General features: G+C 54.4%; 14 protein-coding genes. 9 read left to right on the top strand and 5 right to left on the bottom strand.

What is annotated here, in order from left to right:
- Positions 1 to 3: 3 nt before the first annotated feature.
- Positions 4 to 348 (bottom strand): carboxymuconolactone decarboxylase family protein, encoded by a 345-nt coding sequence (locus Q0W94_RS09375; protein WP_297758240.1) that lies wholly within the window; start codon positions 346 to 348, stop codon positions 4 to 6.
- A gap of 150 nt (positions 349 to 498) precedes the next feature.
- On the opposite strand from Q0W94_RS09375, the gene Q0W94_RS09370 reads away from it, so the two are divergent.
- On the top strand, positions 499 to 1683 hold the full coding sequence (locus tag Q0W94_RS09370) for a hypothetical protein (protein WP_297758237.1): 1185 nt from the start codon (positions 499 to 501) through the stop codon (positions 1681 to 1683).
- A gap of 2 nt (positions 1684 to 1685) precedes the next feature.
- Here Q0W94_RS09370 and Q0W94_RS09365 read toward each other — a convergent pair whose 3' ends face one another.
- Positions 1686 to 2492 (bottom strand): 7-carboxy-7-deazaguanine synthase QueE, encoded by an 807-nt coding sequence (locus Q0W94_RS09365; RefSeq protein ID WP_315863121.1) that lies wholly within the window; start codon positions 2490 to 2492, stop codon positions 1686 to 1688.
- Between the two features lie 87 nt (positions 2493 to 2579).
- Here Q0W94_RS09365 and Q0W94_RS09360 point away from each other — a divergent pair, with 87 nt between their 5' ends.
- The 3 genes from Q0W94_RS09360 to coaE all read left to right on the top strand — a co-directional run bounded on the left by Q0W94_RS09360 (position 2580) and on the right by coaE (position 4766).
- Positions 2580 to 3500: a DUF928 domain-containing protein gene (locus Q0W94_RS09360; RefSeq protein WP_297758231.1), complete on the top strand. Its 921-nt coding sequence runs from the start codon at positions 2580 to 2582 to the stop codon at positions 3498 to 3500.
- A gap of 98 nt (positions 3501 to 3598) precedes the next feature.
- The gene (locus Q0W94_RS09355) at positions 3599 to 4162 is read left to right on the top strand and encodes an FxLYD domain-containing protein (RefSeq protein ID WP_297758228.1); all 564 of its coding nucleotides are present in this window, start codon (positions 3599 to 3601) and stop codon (positions 4160 to 4162) included.
- On the top strand, positions 4155 to 4766 hold the full coding sequence (gene coaE, locus Q0W94_RS09350) for a dephospho-CoA kinase (protein WP_297758225.1): 612 nt from the start codon (positions 4155 to 4157) through the stop codon (positions 4764 to 4766). Before Q0W94_RS09355 ends, coaE begins: the two co-directional genes overlap by 8 nt.
- On the opposite strand, the gene Q0W94_RS09345 is transcribed toward coaE, so the two are convergent.
- On the bottom strand, positions 4737 to 6929 hold the full coding sequence (locus tag Q0W94_RS09345) for an ATP-binding protein (RefSeq protein ID WP_297758223.1): 2193 nt from the start codon (positions 6927 to 6929) through the stop codon (positions 4737 to 4739). The genes coaE and Q0W94_RS09345 overlap by 30 nt on opposite strands.
- A gap of 170 nt (positions 6930 to 7099) precedes the next feature.
- Here Q0W94_RS09345 and cobN point away from each other — a divergent pair, with 170 nt between their 5' ends.
- Positions 7100 to 10783, top strand: coding sequence for a cobaltochelatase subunit CobN (cobN, locus tag Q0W94_RS09340; protein WP_297758220.1), 3684 nt, complete (start codon positions 7100 to 7102; stop codon positions 10781 to 10783).
- Here cobN and Q0W94_RS09335 read toward each other — a convergent pair.
- Both Q0W94_RS09335 and Q0W94_RS09330 read right to left on the bottom strand, forming a co-directional pair.
- Complete coding sequence (locus Q0W94_RS09335; protein ID WP_399371596.1) at positions 10780 to 11400, bottom strand: biotin transporter BioY; 621 nt, start codon at positions 11398 to 11400, stop codon at positions 10780 to 10782. The two genes, cobN and Q0W94_RS09335, sit on opposite strands and share 4 nt — an antisense overlap.
- Positions 11397 to 11771 carry an FHA domain-containing protein gene (locus Q0W94_RS09330; RefSeq protein ID WP_297758217.1) on the bottom strand — a complete coding sequence of 125 codons (375 nt, stop codon included), beginning with the start codon at positions 11769 to 11771 and terminating at the stop codon, positions 11397 to 11399. The genes Q0W94_RS09335 and Q0W94_RS09330 overlap by 4 nt, the downstream gene beginning before the upstream one ends.
- Before the next feature lie 341 nt (positions 11772 to 12112).
- On the opposite strand from Q0W94_RS09330, the gene Q0W94_RS09325 reads away from it, so the two are divergent.
- From Q0W94_RS09325 to Q0W94_RS09310, 4 genes are all read left to right on the top strand, one after another.
- Positions 12113 to 13393: an HlyD family secretion protein gene (locus Q0W94_RS09325; RefSeq protein WP_297758214.1), complete on the top strand. Its 1281-nt coding sequence runs from the start codon at positions 12113 to 12115 to the stop codon at positions 13391 to 13393.
- 162 nt (positions 13394 to 13555) lie between these two features.
- The gene (locus Q0W94_RS09320) at positions 13556 to 15391 is read left to right on the top strand and encodes an NAD(P)H-quinone oxidoreductase subunit F (RefSeq protein WP_297758211.1); all 1836 of its coding nucleotides are present in this window, start codon (positions 13556 to 13558) and stop codon (positions 15389 to 15391) included.
- A gap of 27 nt (positions 15392 to 15418) precedes the next feature.
- The gene (locus tag Q0W94_RS09315) at positions 15419 to 16897 is read left to right on the top strand and encodes an NADH-quinone oxidoreductase subunit M (protein ID WP_297758208.1); all 1479 of its coding nucleotides are present in this window, start codon (positions 15419 to 15421) and stop codon (positions 16895 to 16897) included.
- An 11-nt stretch (positions 16898 to 16908) separates the two neighbouring features.
- Complete coding sequence (locus Q0W94_RS09310) at positions 16909 to 18222, top strand: CO2 hydration protein (RefSeq protein ID WP_297758205.1); 1314 nt, start codon at positions 16909 to 16911, stop codon at positions 18220 to 18222.
- Positions 18223 to 18300: the final 78 nt, after the last annotated feature.

Here is an 18300-nt window from a genome sequence, read left to right as displayed (position 1 = left end):
CGCCTAGGGACCCTGTTTTTGGCTAAATTCCTCTAGGGCTTCCATGACGTGGGTGGCATACATCAAGGCAGGACCGCCGTCCATGGCCACAGTCACCATTAGGGTCTCCATGATTTCCTCAGCGGTTGCGCCCGCATGCAAGGCGGCACGGGTATGGAAGGCAATGCAGCCATCACAATGCTTGGCCACACCAATGGCTAGGGCAATCAGCTCTTTGGTTTTAGTGTCAAGGGCACCAGGGGTTGAAGAGGCCCGACTCAAGCTATAAAAGGCTTTCATGGCATCGGGCATCGCTGCCGTGAGCTTTGCCGTCTGGGATTTGATGTGGTTAATTTGTTCGGCGTACATTGCTGGTCTCAAACATTTCCTGTTATGTCTATCATCGCCGCTGAGCGGCGCTATCCTACTGGAACTTCAACATTTTTTCTTCTTCATGTTCCTTTGATGGCAAGAACCGGTTAGGGAATAGAATAATTTGGAGAATTTCAATGTGTACCTATGCGATTCTATTGGCTAAGGGCGGCAGGGCCTCTGAGTATGATGTTCTTGGCAGTGGGGTGTCAGGCGGCAACGGTGCCCTCAGCACCAGCAGCGGTATCTGCAACAGTTACACCATCCCCTGTCGCTGTATCTTCCCTCTACACTGTACTGGATGAGTTTGGCCAGCCTCAGTTTCAAGTGGATGGGCGGCAACTGTTTCGCGATCGCCCCCTGCCACCGCACCGCATTCGTACCGCCCCCATGAAGCTACTGCAAGTGTTGCGCAGCACTCGCCAGTATTTTCAAGACTTTAGTGAAACCGACCCGATTACCCAACGGGAAGGCATTCTGGCGATTAAGGGGGTTACGCTGCCCCAAGTCCTCGATACGCTAGATTTCATGATTGCGACGCTCACGGCAGATATTAGCCGCAAGCGGCCGATTCGTTTGCAGGACCCCGCATTTATTAATCAGCACTTTCGTGTCATGCAATGGCTGCCCTACAATCCCCGCAATCCAAACCAAACTGAGGAATTGCGCCTCACTAACTACGCGGTATTTACCCATCGCGGCTCCCGCAGCCGCACGGAGACCTACAATGCAGCGCTTTATGCTCTGCTGCCCCATGTTCCCGCTCAACCAGAGGATTTATTTTATAAGCAGCTCACAAAGCAACAGATACTCGCAGGGATTTTTGAACCGGGTGGCTCCCTCTATGGACGGGTGAAGCCTTTGGCCTACCTGACGAGGAGGGGGCTTGAGGATGCCCTGATGCAGGGAACGATTTTGGTGCAATTTACCGATGGCACTGAAGAATTTTTCAATGTGGATCGCCATAATGGTATTCCCTTTGCCAAGGGGGTTGATCCCTATGAGCAGCGACGCTACTGGTATTTTCGCCAAGTAGCTGCCATTAAGGGCTACGGCAACACCGTTGAGAATAAAATTAATATTGAACCTGAGGTGACGTTTGCCGGTGATGTCTGGAATATCGGTCTTGGCCGAATCGTTGTAGTTGAAGATACTCAGGGCGGTTGGCCTAAACTGCGCCTTGGCGTGATTGCCGATACGGGGGGAGCTTTTATGCCCAATCTCTATCAGTTGGACTTTTTGGCGGGAATTTTTCCTGACCGTGCCAGCTATCAAGCGGCTGCTCGTCGCCTACCCCATTACGTCCGTGCCTATATCCTGATTAAGAAATAAGCCTAGCGCTGGCCGAGAAATTTATGGGTTTGGGGAATGACGCGCACGTAGGTCAGCCGTGCCTTGAGTTGCCCCTGCCACTTGAGGACTTGGTCAGGGGTGGGCGGGGGGGTACAGCGACCGGTACCTACGGGCGTCACCGGTTGGAGAAAGACGGGGATATGGGGGTTTACGCTGGCCACAAGGGTACTGAGCCGATCAAGATCGGCAGGATCAGTGGTTTGGGAAATAATCACTTTGCAAAAAACCTCGACAGGGGCGCGATCGCACAGGCGCAAAAAGGCTTCATGGGCTGACCAATGGCACTCACCACTAACGCTGGGGAGCTTGATGTCCATACCCACGCTATCGAGATAGGGAAGAATGAGTTGAAGCGCCTCTGGATGATGCCCGCCCGTTTCCAGGTAGAGGGGCAGGGAGCTATGGGTCTTGAGGAGGGGCAAAAATGGTGCCAGCGCTGCAGCATGGAGCAGGGGTTCGCCGCCGGTGAGGCTAATACTGTCATGGATTGGCGGAGTATTGAGCTGCTGTACGGCTTCGAGAATCTGGGCGGCCGTGACTGGGTTGGATAGGGTTTCAAAGGCGCGATCGCCCGCCTGCTTTTCAATCAGGGCATGGGAGGGAACAAACCATGTATGAGCACTGTCACAATAGGTGCAGCGTAGATCACAGCCTGCCAAGCGAATAAATATCTGCCGACACCCCACATTGGCGCCCTCCCCTTGAATGGCTGAAAAGATCTCCACCAAGGGAAGCGCAATCTGCTCAAGGGAGGAATGATCCTTAATTTGCTGCTCTTTTACAGAAATCACAGGGGGTAGGCAAGCTTGATCACAACGGCGCCCTCTTCCCGATAGTACCTTAAAGATAGTTAGCGTGTTCAGTAGGTAAATGCTATGTCTGCCCACCGTTTTGGCCTTGCGTGGCTACTCCTCGGTACCTTGGCAATGGGGATGGGTGACCTGCCAGTCATTTTGCCATCGTTACCTGCTGTTGCCCAAAATTCCTCTAACCCAGCCAGTGAGTTTGATCGCTACATGCAGCGCGGCTATCAACTCACCGCCAAGCGCGACTATCAGTCAGCCTTGGTGAGTTTCCGCCGTGCCCTCAGTTTGCGTCCCGGTAACCTCTATGCCCTCATGGCCATTAGTAATGTGGAGGCCTATATTGCTCGCGATCGCTACGCCACCCAAAGGAATCGCCTCACATTTGTGCCCACAAATCGCGGCATGCCGGGGCAACGCATTGCCGGTGCGACCCGCTTTGGTGAATGTACCCCAGGCTCTCTGACAAGGATTGTTGCGATTGTTCCCGATAACAACTTGGGTATGACGGCTGTAGACAATCCCAGTCTCTTTTTCTTTGTCCCCCAAAGCACGGCCAAATCTGCGGAACTGATGCTCCTTTCAGAAGCTGGCGAGCTGCTACTCACCCAACAAATCCCCCTGCATGGCAAAGCTGGAATTTTGCCCGTAACTGTTGATGCCAGTAAGGTGAAGCTTCAACCAGGGCAAAAATACCAGTGGATCTTCTCCCTCACCTGTAAGCCCAATGAACCGGATGCCAATCCCTTTGTGACGGGCTGGATTGAGCGGGCTGAGCTAGACAGGAACCTTGCTCGAGTGATTGCCACCATGGCACCGGCGGATCGCCTGCCCCTTTTGGCCACCAGTCAACTCTGGAACGATACCTTGGCCACCCTTGTGGAGTTGCAGCAACGGCGTCCTAATGACCCCACGATCAAACAGCAGTGGCAGGATCTGCTCAAGAGCGCGGGTATTGAGCCCCAAATTGCCAATATGCCGTTGTTGCGATAGATCTCCCTGTGGCGATATTGAGGGCGGCTGGCTGAGGGCAACCCCCACATCAAGTTGCCCTAGGATAGAAGGTAGGCTGCATTATAGGAGCGTGCGCCATGCTAAAAAGACATCCATTGCCATTCCCCCTTTGGTTAACCGGTATTGTGCTCCTTGGAGCGATCGCGCCGCTGCCGGCCTTGGCACAACGGGTTGCGGGTGACATTGTGATTATTGGCAACTCCCCTTCTGAGTGGGGGCGTAACCAGCGCTACTGGAACCACTTGCTCAACCTTTCTGGAGCAGCCGCCGCCGCTTCTGCACCCACAACACCAGGGGCTTCCCAGGAAGTTGATCCCAAAGTTCTAGAACAACAGCTCCTACGCAATATTCGCGTCAGTCAACCCCAGTTGGAGCCGGTCATTAGGTTACCGGGCTCTTCAGTGGTGAAAGGCACAGTCACAAACAATAACCGCCAACCCGTGACCATCCAATCCATTAACTATGAAATTGTGGCTGCCAATGGTGAAATTCTCCAAACTGGTGCCGCTACCCCTGAACCCGCCACAATCGCTCCGGGGCAGACGGTGACATTTCAGCAAATGCTGCCTACCGTGCCGGCAGATAGTGGCGCCCAGGTACGGTTAATCCAGCCGCCGGTAATACTTCAGGGGGGTGTCTAGTCCCTTTCGTCTCGGTATCACCGGGGGGATTGCCTGCGGTAAGTCTGCGGTGGCAACCTATTTGCAGCAGCAGTACGGCCTTCCGGTTGTCGATGCCGACCAGTTAGCGCGGCAAGCGGTTGCGATCGGGACCCCCATTTATCAGGCAATTGTTAATCGCTATGGTCCCAGTATTTGCCGCAGCGACGGCTCTTTGGATCGCGCCCGTTTAGGGGAAATTGTCTTTGCTCAGCCGCAGGAGCGCCAATGGCTAGAGGCGCAAATTCACCCTTGGGTGATTGCCGAGATGGCGCAAGCGATTGATACCTGTGATCAACCCCTGATGGCCTTGGTCATTCCCCTACTGTTTGAGGTGCATCTTGAAGGGTTAGTGGATCACATTTGGGTAGTGGCCGCTACCCCTGAGCAACAGTTAGCCCGTCTGCAGCGGCGCGATCGCCTCTCTGGGCAGGCAGCTGCCCAACGCCTCGCCAGTCAACTGCCCCTAGAGGAAAAAATCCGGCGCGCAGATACAGTGCTCTGGAATACAGGTTCTCTGGAGGAACTTTACCGTCAGGTGGATCAGGCCTTTTCCCTACTGGCCAGAAATGGCAAGGGAAGTTAGCCCCATTGTCACCTGTTGTAGGAAACTTTCTGGATTGATGGGCAAGGGAATGTAGCGATCAACCCCTTGGCAAGTGCCCTTTGACCCCAAAATGAAAATCTTGAGTTGCTCAGGGGTGCAGCGTTGCCGCAACTGATCCACTAACTCCTGCACATCGCCATAGCTAAAGGGTTCTGCCAAAATAACTGCAATCGGGGTCAGTGCCAGCAAGCGTTCCACTTCACCATCCACCAGCCAAATCACTTGATAGCCTGCGGTAGTCAAAATCGAGCAAATGAGTGTGGCCGTGGCTTCGTCCTCACTCACAAGAACAATTCTCCCTTCAGGTTCGACTAGCACATCGGTTGTTGCCAGAGGCGGGACATCCAGCTTGAGTTTAGGGGGGTCTAGTGGCGGGTCTGCAGGAATTGCCGGCAGCCCCACCGTGAAGGTACTGCCTTTGCCTTCGGTGGACTCCACATCAATCCAGCCATGGTGCAGATCTACCCACTGCTTGGTGAGGGCTAACCCCAAACCTACGCCGGTATAGGCGCGGCCAAAGGAGCTATCCAATTGTTGAAATTTTTGAAACAGCAAGGGTTGTAGGTGCGCAGGGATGCCAATGCCATTATCCTGCACTTGAAAAATGAGTTCATCCTCTTTCCACCATGCCCGTAGAATCACTTCCCCCATGGCCGGCGTGAACTTGATAGCATTGCTAAGCAGGTTGATGAGAATTTGCTGGATGCGGCGATAGTCTCCCCAAAAGCGATCGCGACTAGGGGGAATCATCAGTTGATGGCGCAGGTTCACCTGATGGCGGTGGGCTTGGGGTTTGGCGACTTCAATGCAGTCCGTACACAGTTGCTGAATCGAAAAGGCGCTGCGATGGAGGTGCGATCGCCCCAATTCTGCCTCCGAGAGATCGAGAATGCTGTTGATTAACTCCAGCAGGTGGGTACCACTCTCATGGATAATTTCCAGATATTCCCGCTGTTTTGCTGTCAATGGGCCAAGCGGCCAGCGCAGTAGGGTGGCAGAAACCCCAATGACACAGGTGAGGGGCGTGCGCAGTTCATGACTCATGGTCGCCAAAAAGTCGTTTTTAATCCGGTGGGCGGCTTCCATAGCACTTAGGGCTTCCCGCAGCGCTTGGGTGCGTTCATTCACGCGCTGTTCGAGGGTGGCCTTTTGCTGTTGTAGTTCGCTGTAGAGTTGCGCTTGGTAAATGGCAATGCTTACGTGTTGACTGAGGTGCGTCAGGAATTCAACCTCCTGGGGTTGCCACTGGCGGGGGCGATCGCACTGGTGGGCAATGAGCACGCCCCAGAGCCTATCTTGAACAATAATCGGCACAATTAGCCATGATTTGATCTGCCAGTGAGCGGCAAAGGACTGGAGGCAGGGCACCTCAGCATAGAACTGTTGAATGTCACTCACCACAATCGCCTCACCCTGACTCAGGCGCTGGTAGCTACTGCTCGGTAATGCTGACCACTGCCAACATTCATCCCATATTCCCAAAACCGAGGGAATTTCGCTATTGCGGCAGGATTCGTAGGTGATTTGGCCGTGCAGCTCCCCTGGGGTCTGAGCAAATTGCCCCACCAGCAGCCGATCCACATCCAGAAACTCGCGAATGCGATCCACGGCTGTTTTCAGGAGTTCAGGTAGCTCAAGACTCTGGCAAATTTGGGTTGTTACCTGATGCAGCAGTTGTTCTTGGACTTGCCGTTCATTGAGGGCAGCCGTCACTAGGGGTTGGCAACTTTGGCACTGGGCAGTGATTTCTTCGCCGAGGACGGCCATGAGGGCGATCGCCAGATCAGCGGGCAACATCTGTTCCTTGGCATTTAAGGGGGTCAGTTGCTGCAAGACAGTGCGGATCAGGGGACGGCGGTTCAGAGGGGCTTGGCTACGGATTTTGCGCAAAAAGCGGGCGATCGCCCTGGGGTCAGTGAGAATTGCTACCCGATAGGTACTCCTTTGGGGCGTGGGCTCTGCCTGCAGTAGCAGTGCAAAGGTCTCAGCCACGACGACAAGAAAGGGGGCAGCGGCAGAGGCAATTAGCTCTTCATGGGTGAGGACAGTGGCCCCGCGCTGGCTCGCTTCCGCAAGCAAGACTGTGGCAATTCGCTCATAGAAAAATGCTGGTAAAATTCGATCAAAGACGGGCAGGCGCATAGTTTCTTAAATTCAATTCTTGATCTCAATCCTTGATCGGTTCAGCGCAGAAGCTGGCATCGCCAGGGGGGTGCGATCGCTATCGGCTTTTTCCATTAATTTCTGTTGTAGCGACGCAAGGGACAAAAGGGGGAAAGCCCACCAGTTTTTTTAATGATTGTTGTCAACGTATGCATCGAACTCTTACATTGAATGATCTAACCGTTGCTACAGATAACAGCAATGTTGCATTTCTACAGCAAAGTAGTGCTCCCATTGTTATTTTAACGGGCGCGGATACGGATATTGCCCTGCTGGCCCAAGCCTACCATCAACTGCCAGAGGACTTTCCAGATCTGCGATTGGCAAACTTGCTGCATTTACAGGCGCCGGCAGTCATTGATGACTATGGCGATCGCGTTCTGGCCAAGGCCGATGTGGTGGTGATTCGCCTCTTGGGTGGACGGGGCTATTGGAGCTATGGCCTTGAGGTGGCACAGCAAATGGTCAGCGATCGGGGGGGGCAGTTGATTTTGCTGCCGGGGGACGATCGCCCTGATCTAGAACTGATGAGCCTTTCCAGTTGGCCACTGGCGCAAGTTGATCGCCTCTGGCAATACTTTCGCGAGGGAGGACAGGAAAATATTCACTGTGCCCTAGAGTTTATTGGTCACTACGGCTGCGGTTGGGGTGCTCCTCCCCGCCCCCCCCAAAGGATTCCCCGCTGGGGCACCTATCCGATTTCAGGGCAGATCGCCAAGGACTGGCCGCAGGTGGGGATTCTCTTTTACCGTGCCCATTACTTGGCGGGCAACACCGCTGTGATTGAGGCCCTTGCTCAGGCCTTGATGCAGCGGCAATTGGCGCCTGTTGCCGTGTTTGTCTCCTCCCTTCAAGATGCGGAAATTCAAGGGGAACTGCGGGCGGCATGGCAGGGCAAGGTAGAGCTGATTCTCAATACGACGGGGTTTGCGATCGCCCGACCCAACGAGGTCAATCTGTGGCAGCAATTGGATGTGCCGGTGTTACAGGTCATTCTCAGCAGTAGCACCTACGAGACTTGGCAACAACATCCCCAAGGACTGACGCCCCGTGACCTGGCAATGCACGTGGTTTTGCCGGAAGTGGATGGCCGCATCATTACCCGTGCCGTCTCCTTTAAGGCGGTCTCACAAATTCAACCAGAGGTGGAAACCACCGTGGCCACCTATGCCCCAGTGGGCGATCGCCTAGACTGGGTCAGTGATTTGGCGGCCAACTGGCTCGAGCTCCGCCGCAAAGCCCCCCATGAGCGCCGCATTGCCCTGATTTTAGCCAACTACCCCTGCCGTGATAGTCGTCTTGCCAATGGCGTCGGCCTTGACACCCCCAACAGTACCGTGGAACTGCTCAAAGCACTTCAGGCCGCTGGCTATGATCTGGGTACTGACCCTCTGCCCAAGGATGGCGATGCCCTAATCCAACACCTCAGCCGCTACCGCACCAACGACCCTGAAGGCAATCACTGGCGGCTGCCCCGCTATACCCTCTCCCTTGACACCTACCAGCACTATTTTCGGAACCTACCAAGGGCAGTACAGGCGGCCATTAACCAACGCTGGCCGGCACCCACCACCGATCTCCCCATTGCGGGTGACTGTTGGGGAAACATTTTTGTCGGCGTCCAACCCAGTCGGGGCTACGATCGCGACCCCAGTTTGAATTACCATGCCCCCGATTTGGAACCTACCCCAGAATATCTCGCCTTTTACTTTTGGTTGCGCCATGTCTTTGGGGCGGATGCCATTGTCCATGTCGGCAAGCACGGCAATCTCGAATGGCTCCCGGGCAAAGGGACTGCCCTCAGTGAGGCCTGTTTTCCCGAAATTGCCCTTGGCCCTGTGCCCCACTTTTACCCCTTTATCGTCAACGACCCTGGTGAAGGCGCCCAGGCCAAACGCCGCGCCCAAGCGGTGATTTTGGATCACCTCACGCCACCCTTGACCCGTGCCGAGTTATACGGTGGTCTAGAAACCCTCAGTCACTACATTGAGGAATACTACGCCGCTGAGCAGTTCGATCGCCCCCGCTTAGGCGTTCTACGGCAGCAAATTGAAACCCTAGTTAAAGAACTGGATCTAGATCAGGAGATTCCACCCCCCCGACCGCAGGAAACATGGTTAGAATGGCTGGCACGCACCGATGGCTACCTCTGTGAGCTGCGGGATGCCCAAATCCGCGATGGCCTGCATATTCTTGGCCAATGCCCCCAAGGACAGCAGTTGCGGGATTTGGTGATTGCCATTGCCCGCAGTCCCAGTGGCCAGCACAGGGGTCTCACCCGTGCCCTAGCCAAAGATCAAGGGGTTGATCTAGACCCCCTGACTGCTAATCCCACCGATCCCAGTCCTGTGCCGGGGTATCGTTCCGTGGGCGAGTGGCAAAATGCCCTTGAGGTAACCGCCGCAACACTGGTGGAGGGCTTATTGCGGGGTGGTGCCGATCTCCCCTGTGGTGCTGCAACCCGGCAGGTATTGCAGTGGATACGCACAGTGCTCTACCCGGCACTCCAGCAGACTCGCCAGGAAATTGACCACTTTCTCCATGGTTTAAATGGTGGCTATGTTCCCAGTGGAGCGGCCGGTGCCCCCACTCGCGGTCGCCCCGATGTCTTACCCACCGGACGGAATTTCTATGCGGTAGATCTGCGGGCAGTACCGACAGAGGCTGCCTGGGCGTTGGCGGAACGCTCGGCAGCAGCACTGATCGAACGCTATTGTCAAGAGCAGGGGGAGTTTCCCCGTACCCTTGGCCTCTCGGTGTGGGGCACAGCAACAATGCGCACCGGGGGCGACGATATTGCCCAAGCCCTTGCCCTCTTGGGAGTGCGACCGGTCTGGGAAGGGGCCTCACGGCGGGTGGTGGATTTGGAGGTGATTCCCCTGTCGCTGTTGGGACGACCGCGTGTGGATGTTATGCTGCGCATTTCTGGCTTTTTCCGCGATGCTTTTCCCAACTTGATTGCCCTTTTTGATGAGGCGGTGCGGCGGGTGAGCCAATTGCCAGAACCCCCCGATCAAAATCCCCTAGCGGCCCAAGTGGCCAAAGAAACGGCCTATTGGCAACGGCAGGGACTCTCCTTGGATCAAGCTCGGGAACGGGCACGCTTTCGCATCTTTGGTTCCAAACCTGGTGCCTATGGTGCCGGACTCCAGGGACTCATCGAAGCCCAAAACTGGCAGGGGGATGAGGATCTTGCCCGCGCCTACATCCACTGGAGTAGCTATGCCTACACTGGGGAAGCCCACAGCCACAATGCCGCGGAAGCCCTAGAGCAGCGACTCAGTCAACTGCAAGTGGTGCTGCAAAACCAAGATAACCGCGAGCACGATCTGTTGGATTCCGATGATTATTACCAGTTTCAAGGGGGCTTGACCGTTGCGGTGCGATCGCGATCCGGGCAGCAGCCCACGGTTTACTTTGGCGATCACTCACGGCCAGAGCAGCCAAAAATTCGCACGCTGCAAGAGGAACTGCTGCGGGTCTATCGCTCCCGTGTCATTAATCCCAAATGGCTAGCAGGCATCAAGCGCCATGGCTACAAAGGCGCCTTCGAAATGGCGGCCACGGTAGATTATCTCTTTGGCTATGCCGCGACGGCTCGCTGTGTACCCGATTATGTGTTTACAGGCATTGCCCAGACCTATTTGCTGGATAGCGAAATGCAAGCCTTTGTGGCACACCATAATCCTTGGGCACTGCGGGACATGGCTGAGCGACTCCTGGAAGCTGCCCAACGCCAAATTTGGGAGGCACCTGATCCGCAGATGTTAGACCGCCTGCGATCGCTCGCCCTCGAGGCCGAAGGGTTAATTGAGGGCAACAGCGCCCCCTAGTACAGCAAAATCAAGCGCAGCACCCGCGCGACTGCCGCCACCAAGCAGACAATCACCAACTGCCCCGGCAAGGCAAAAAGCGAATACTGCTCTAGTAGCTCCACCAAGGGGTGACTCAACTGCCCTGCAAGAGCCAGAGCACTGAGGTAGAGGGCACCGCAGACATGAATGAGCACCAGTCCCCCTAGGCTGCTCAAGGCAAGCCATTCTAAACTGACCCGTTTTTGGGGGCGAAAGGCCAGCCAACCACAGACCCAGGCCCCCGGCACAAAACCCAAGAGGTACCCGAAGGTCGGTTCACGCCAATAGTCTAGGCCGCCCCCTTGAGAAAAAACCTGAAACCCACTCAGCCCCAGAATCAAATAGGCCACCTGTGAGAGAGCGGCGGCTTGCCGTCCCCCCATACAGCCGACAAAGAGCACAGCGGCCACCTGGTAGGAGACCGGTAACGGGTGCACTGGCACCGCTGCCCAGGAGGTGGGTAAAGCAAATCGCCCCTCCGCGTTAAAGAAGTTGGGGAGGGCGATCGCGGCTTCCATGAACGTTCCGGCAACGGTTAGGAGAAGGCCTAAAATCGCCCACAAAAATTCATCAAGGGGTGACAAGTCGTTTCTCAAGAGCGCTGCAACACATTCGACGTGACTGACGGCGTCGGACTCGTATAGCGAAATGTGAGATCTGTGTCCCCCATCATGATAATGTCCCCATGGTGTAATACCCGCTCATCCGATAGAGGAGTGCCGTTCACCAGTGTACCATTGCGACTATTGTTGTCACGGATGAGGTACACCACTGCACTGCCCCGAGGCCGCAGTTCAATGGTTGCCTGATGTCGGGAAATATAGGGATCATGAATAATAATGTCACAGTCGCTGCCGCGGCCAATTTTCCAGCACGCTTTTCCTGTGAGGTGATACTTGCCCACCACCATGCCTTGGGAGCGCACAATCAGCCATGCTTGTTTGTCAACGTCTGGGAAGCGCGTCATGAGGGTTGACCACGGATACTTTTATCATACGTACTCCCTCGGTACTTTTGGAGATGGCTAAGATTCTGAAAATCTATAGAAATCCGAGATTGGATGCTTTTGATCTGCAGATGTCAACTTCAGTATTTTTACGGATAACAAAAAGTTAGGGAATGTGTTTAGATGGGACTAGGGAAAAATATTTTAATTAAAAAAGTTTTTGGAGCAAGGCCCTCACGTATTAATTAGATACATACATATCAATTAGATACATACATAAACGAGACAAAATAGCTAGGTAATTTTATTGGCTTTAACTAACTGGTTATCAGGTTCCTATGAACAAGCAGGCCTCAACTTCTTTGACGGAGGTTAAAAATCAGGTTGTACCGGCTCAGCAACTCAAGCTACGGCGATCGCTCCTTGCTAATCTGTTAGTTTTCGCAGCCGGGTGTGGCATCCTTGCCTTTGCAGGCCTGTTTCTCTACCGCCATTTAACAACGGTGCGTAGTCGTGATGCAGTTATTAATGGCGTGATTGTGAATGTGCGTGCTCCAGAAGAAGGAACACTGGTGAAACTCCAGGCGCAGGTAGGGGACTTTGTCGAACCCACGGCTGCACCCTTAGCCCTCATAGAAAATGACTATGTCAGTCAAGGCAACCTCAAGGAGGTTGAAAAATGGCTACAGCGGCGACGGGGAGAATTAGCAGCTGCTCAGGCAAAGTTGGCTGAATTGCAAAAACTCCTTGCCTCTGCCCAAAGGGATGAACGTAATCAGCACAGACTAGAGGTAGAGCAAACCAATCGCCAAGTGGCTGCTGCTCAAGCAGAACTCGCGGCGGCTAAGGCCAAGCTTGCGGATGCTAAGGCACGCTATCAACTGGCACAAATTAACTACCAGCGCTTTAGCCAGTTAGCACGGCAGGGAGCGGTACCCCAAGCCCAAGCGGATGCCGCTCTAACGGAGTTGCAGCAAAGCCAAGCCCAAGTGACTGCTCGTCAACGGGATGTGGAAGCTGCGGCTCGCACCGTTGAGGCTCTGAAGGCCGATGCCCGTGCTGCTGCATTGGGGCTGACACTGCGCAACACTCGCAGTAACTATGACCCCCGCTTACGACTGCAAGAGTTACAAATTCAGATTGGCGAACAGCAGGCGATCGTCCGAGGGATTCAACGGGAAATCGCTGCCCAACAAGGACAGGTGGCCCAAGCCCAGCGGGAGGTTGCTCAGCGCAAAGTGGTGAAGGTGACTGCTCCCATTGCCGGTTATGTCTGGCGGGTGGATGCGCGGCTGGGGATGTTTCTCGGTAAAGGGGATCAAATTTTGCAGCTGTTGGATTGTGGCCGCCGTTGGATTGATGTCTTTGTGGATGAACAATCGCTGGGGCTGATTCATCCGGGCACGCGGGCAAAAATTCAACTCTATGGCAGTCAAGGGAAAATCCTTTGGGGTAAAGTCGCTAACATTCGCTCTGGCTTGGGTCGCCTCAACCCCGGCGATGATCAGGTCATTCCAATTCCCGAAAACTATCCGCGTCAAAGTCAGGTGCGTGTGGAGCTAGATTCTGACAAAGATTGGGGTGAGGATAACTTTTGCTACGTGGGTTACACAGCACGGGTAACCTTTCAAATTAGACCCTAGGCTTTTATCTCTACCCCAAAGGCCCTCAACCCCCCATAGTCGCCTTTTATCTGGGGGATAAGGGATATTGATGCAATTCGGCCCTGAACTCCCTCGGGTCTGGCGCTATTCATAGATAAGATTAAATTTAACTAGTTTGGTCCATAGGCATAAGCTAAGTTTATGTTGCAATCATTTGCGGACACAGTATGGCTCATTCCCTTTTACTCGCTGCTAGGAATGGTGCTGTCATTGATTTGGTCACCAGGAATTACCCGCAAAACAGGCCCGCGTCCGGCCGGCTATTTAAACATCTTGCTCACGTTTTTCTCCTTTGTGCATGCCCTGCTGGCAACGGTGGCGATCGCCAACCAACCGCCGCGGTATTTGCATTGGACGTGGTTGGATGTGGCGGGTCTGCACTTTGACATTCCCGTTGAAATTTCGATTTTGACGACTACCGCCCTGATGCTGATCACCGGCTTAAACCTGATGGCCCAGGTTTTTGCAGTGGGCTACATGGAGATGGATTGGGGCTGGGCCCGCTTTTTTGCGCTGCTTGCTCTTTTTGAAGGGGGCATGGGGGCGCTGGTACTCCTCGATTCTCTCTTTTTCAGCTATGTGGTTTTGGAAATTCTGACCCTTGCCACTTACTTGCTGATTGGACTGTGGTTTAACCAGCCCTTGGTGGTCACCGGTGCCCGCGATGCCTTTTTAACGAAACGCGTAGGGGATTTGGTGCTACTGATGGGGGTGTTGGCCATTTATCCCCTCGCTGGTTCTTGGAACTACGACGATTTAGCGGCTTGGGCAGCAACGGCTCAAGTGAACCCCACCCTCATTACCCTGATTTGCTTGGCGCTGATTGCAGGGCCAATGGGCAAATGTGCCCAATTTCCGCTGCACCTCTGGTTAGACGAAGCCATGGAAGGACCAATTCCGGCCTCCATTCTGCGGAATGCAGTGGTTGTGGCCACAGGGGCATGGGTGCTGGTGAAACTGACGCCAGTGCTCAGCCTTTCGCCTCTAGCACTCACCGCCCTATTGGTTATTGGTAGTGTCACGGCTTTGGGAGGCAGCCTCATTGCTATTGCCCAAGTGGACATTAAACGTGCCCTCTCCTATTTGGTGAGTGCTTATATGGGGTGGGTGTTTATTGCCGTCGGTCTTAGGGAGCCAGGCTTGGCTCTTGTCTTTATCCTCGCCTATGGTCTGGCTATGGCACTGCTGATGATGAGTATTGGCGGCATCATTTGGAATAGCATTACCCAAGATTTGCGCCTCCTGGGCGGGCTGTGGTCACGGCGCCCCATTTCTGGGATTTCATTTCTGGTGGGTTCCGCAGGGCTGCTGGCGGTTCCTCCTTTGGGCAGTTTTTTTCCCCAGGCAGAATTGCTGGATACGGCCTTTGCCCAAGTGCCCTGGGTGGGGGGGGTGCTCCTGTTGATGAATGCTTTTGCTGCCTTTAGCCTCGGTCGCACGTTCTGTTTGATTTGGGGTGGTGAAGTCAAGCCCATGACGGCGCGATCGCCCGAGGTCTTTTGGCCGATGATTTTACCGATGACCGTTGACCTGGGGCTGGTGCTACACTTGCCCATTCTCATGGGGCGCTTTGATTGGGTGATTTGGACCCAGCCTACGCTGGCCACCGCCACTGCACTGACTGTAACGGCTCTTGTGGGTTGGGGAGCAGCTGCATGGGTCTATCTCGGCAACGCAATTCCCAAACCCGTGCAGTTTCCCCTACCGTCGGTACAGGAGCTGCTGGCCTACGATTTCTATACGCCGAAGCTCTACAGGGCAACGGTGGTGGGAGTGGTGGATATCATTTCCCGCATTACCGCTTGGTTCGATCGCACGTTTGTGGATGGCACGGGCAATACCTTTGGCCTGGTGACCCTCTTGGGGGGCGATCGCCTGAAGTACAGCACCACCGGTCAATCCCAAGCCTATATCCTCACTATCTTGGTGGGGGTTGCCATTCTTGTCATTGCCATTTGTTGGCCCCTGCTGGCTTAGTGCTCCATTCTTTGAGGTTTTTGCCCTATGCTGACACTGTTAATTGTTTTGCCAGTGATCGGTGCCCTCCTGATGCCGCTGCTGCCAGAGCGAGCCTCACGTCCCCTTGCCCTGATCACCTCAGGCCTCACCTTTGTTCTGTCCCTTTGGATGTTGACACGGTTTGATGTGCAGCAGCCGGTGCTACAGTTTAGGGAATTTGTGCCCTGGCTGCCGCCCCTGGGTTTGAACTATTCTTTGGGCGTAGATGGCCTATCGCTGCCCCTCATTGTTTTGGGGACGTTCTTGACCCTGGTGGTTGTGTTCACGGGTGAAAAAAGTGCCCACCGGCTATTCTATGCCCTTGTCCTTTTGGCCAGCGCAGGAATTAGCGGTGCTTTGGCAGCGCAAAATCTGCTGCTGTTTATTCTCTTTTACGAAGTTGAGTTAGCACCCTTTTACCTCTTGATCTTGATCTGGGGGGGGCAGCGTCGCGAGCAGGCGGCTGTCAAGTTTCTTCTCTATACGGCTGTCTCAGGAATTCTCGTCCTAGCTGCTTTTTTGGCAATGGGCTGGCTCACCCACGCTCCTAGCTTTGAGTATCAAGATATACGCACTGCTGGCTTGGCGCCCACCACCCAAGCCCTTCTCCTGCTGCTGTTAGTCCTAGGGTTTGGCATCAAAATGCCCTTGGTGCCCCTCCACAGTTGGTTGCCCGATGCCTATGTGGAAGCCTCAACCCCGACAGCCATCCTCCTTGGCGGCGTACTGGCTAAGTTGGGCACCTATGGGCTGGTGCGTTTTGCCCTGGGCTGTTTTCCGCAGGCCTGGGGGCAGTTTTCTGGCCTCCTAGCACTTGTTGCAGCCATTGGCATTGCCTATGGTGCGCTGGCGGCGATCGCCCAAAAGGACATTAAACGAATGGTGGCCTACAGTTCGGTGGGTCACATGAGTTACGTTCTCCTAGCGGCAGCCGCCCATACCCACCTCAGCATGGTGGGGGCGATCGCCCAAATGATTAGCCACGGCCTGATCTTGGCACTCCTGTTCTATCTGGTGGGTGTGATTGAAACGAAAGTCGGCACCCGTGAACTGGATGTGCTCAATGGCTTGCTCAATCCCCTGCGGGGGTTACCGACCACCAGTGCGCTCTTAATTTTAGGGGGGATGGCCAGCGCGGGTATTCCAGGACTCATGGGGTTTGTGGCGGAATTTTTAATCTTCCAAGGCAGCTACAGGATTTTCCCCCTGCCAACCCTGATTGCCGTGGTGGGCACTGGCCTCACAGCTGTTTATTTCGTGATTATGATTAACCGCACCTGCTTTGGTCGCCTGGACAATGCCACTGCCTACTACCCGCGCGTGCTTTGGTGGGAGACAATGCCAGCCCTGGTCCTGACCCTGTTGATTCTGTTTTTGGGGGTTCAACCCACCTGGCTGGTGCGCTGGAGTGAAACCACTAGTGCTCAGATCGTTGCCGCCATCCCCGAGGCCACTGAAATTGTTGCCAGTTTAGCCAATAGTTAGGAGGATTTCCCATGGTTCAAGCAATGGAGCGCCCCAGTTCTGCCAAGCTGCCACCCCTAGATCACCCCCTCGCCGACATTATTTACCGCCTTGAGGCAGGAGGTGCCCTGATTCCCGATACGCCAGTGAACCTGATGAAAATTATCGGGATGTACAAGGCTTACTCAATTCCAATGGATTTCTACTGGCGGGACTTGCTCTATCTCGGTGAGCGGGTGTTTATCAATCCCTTTCCCTTCTTTAAGTATTTTCCGACCAAGGAATACTTTGAGTTGCCGAATCACTACGCCGGTGATACCGCGGATCTGCGGATTTGGCGCGGCCCTGCCCATGCTCACCCGGAACTGATGGCATTTATTGAGAAGGGAGAGACCGGCAAAATGCCCCGTCTGCTCCACCACCTCTGGCATGACCGCATCAACATGGAGTTTTCTGAAGATTTGGCGCGGGCAATGATGTGGCACCGCATGGGGGGTCAGTTGGATATTTACCTTGACTCCGAGGAGTACAAAGCGGCAGCGGATAAGGCGATTCGTGCCTACTTCAAGCGCAACCCATTGATGCTTGGGCTGTACAAACTCTTTCCCGACCTCTTTTTAGAGCAGGCTCGCCAAGCCACGTACATGAATGTGCTGGGGCTGTTTTGGGAAGTGATGGCACCCGTCTTCTTTGAGATTAGCGATCGCTACGATGAGGGCAGCATTACCAGTGTCAAGGATGCTATGAACTTTCTGGTGAATGGGATTTTTGCCGCTGCCGGTCGCCCCATTTACCACCATGTCTATATTGATGACGAGGTTTATGTCCTTGTGCCCAAAGAGAAGGGCTTCATGTGGCTCTACGAGGCAGCCTTCCCCTATGTGGAAGCGGTTTTTTACCGCACCTCTCCTTTCCGTGGCACTAAGTCCTACAATGCCCAAGCCAATCAAGTCCCCACCGATCAAGTGGACTTCCACTACGGCATTCTCTTTGCCGATAAATTCCCTGTGGGGACGGCGGGGATTCCACCAACGCTGCTTCACCAAGATATGTATCACTTCCTTCCCCAGTACCTCAGGGATTATTTCCACCAGCACTGTCGCGGTGAGGATGATATTTTGGTGCAGTTGGGGATTGCCTTCCAGCACTCTATGTACACTGTGACCTCTGCCGTTTTGCAAGCCACCCGTGCCGCCTTCTACTATCCTTTGGATGACCCCAATCCAGAGCATCTAATGGCCAATCGGCGCTTCTTTGTGGCGCAGATGGATCGCTTTTTGCGACCCCAGTACGGCATTGCCGAAGCCTGCAAAATCCGCAATGTTCAAGACCCCAATTATCTGTAGGGAGTTCTAGGGCAGGAGGAGGGAGAGGGGTGTGTCTCTTCTCCCTTTTTGCTAGGCTGGAAGCAAAGTGAATTTTTG

The sequence above is a fragment of the Thermosynechococcus sp. genome (assembly GCF_025999095.1).
GTDB lineage: Bacteria > Cyanobacteriota > Cyanobacteriia > Thermosynechococcales > Thermosynechococcaceae > Thermosynechococcus.
Note: the sequence above shows the minus strand (reverse complement) of the source record. Positions and strands in the feature narration are given on the sequence as shown.

What these genes read in the sequence shown, in the direction of transcription:
- Q0W94_RS09375 (WP_297758240.1), bottom strand. Translation starts at nt 348, where the DNA reads ATGTACGCCGAACAAATTAACCACATCAAATCCCAGACGGCAAAGCTC.
- Q0W94_RS09370 (WP_297758237.1), top strand. Translation starts at nt 499, where the DNA reads ATGCGATTCTATTGGCTAAGGGCGGCAGGGCCTCTGAGTATGATGTTC.
- Q0W94_RS09360 (WP_297758231.1), top strand. Translation starts at nt 2,580, where the DNA reads ATGTCTGCCCACCGTTTTGGCCTTGCGTGGCTACTCCTCGGTACCTTG.
- Q0W94_RS09355 (WP_297758228.1), top strand. Translation starts at nt 3,599, where the DNA reads ATGCTAAAAAGACATCCATTGCCATTCCCCCTTTGGTTAACCGGTATT.
- Q0W94_RS09345 (WP_297758223.1), bottom strand. Translation starts at nt 6,929, where the DNA reads ATGCGCCTGCCCGTCTTTGATCGAATTTTACCAGCATTTTTCTATGAG.
- cobN (WP_297758220.1), top strand. Translation starts at nt 7,100, where the DNA reads ATGCATCGAACTCTTACATTGAATGATCTAACCGTTGCTACAGATAAC.
- Q0W94_RS09330 (WP_297758217.1), bottom strand. Translation starts at nt 11,771, where the DNA reads ATGACGCGCTTCCCAGACGTTGACAAACAAGCATGGCTGATTGTGCGC.
- Q0W94_RS09320 (WP_297758211.1), top strand. Translation starts at nt 13,556, where the DNA reads ATGTTGCAATCATTTGCGGACACAGTATGGCTCATTCCCTTTTACTCG.
- Q0W94_RS09315 (WP_297758208.1), top strand. Translation starts at nt 15,419, where the DNA reads ATGCTGACACTGTTAATTGTTTTGCCAGTGATCGGTGCCCTCCTGATG.
- Q0W94_RS09310 (WP_297758205.1), top strand. Translation starts at nt 16,909, where the DNA reads ATGGTTCAAGCAATGGAGCGCCCCAGTTCTGCCAAGCTGCCACCCCTA.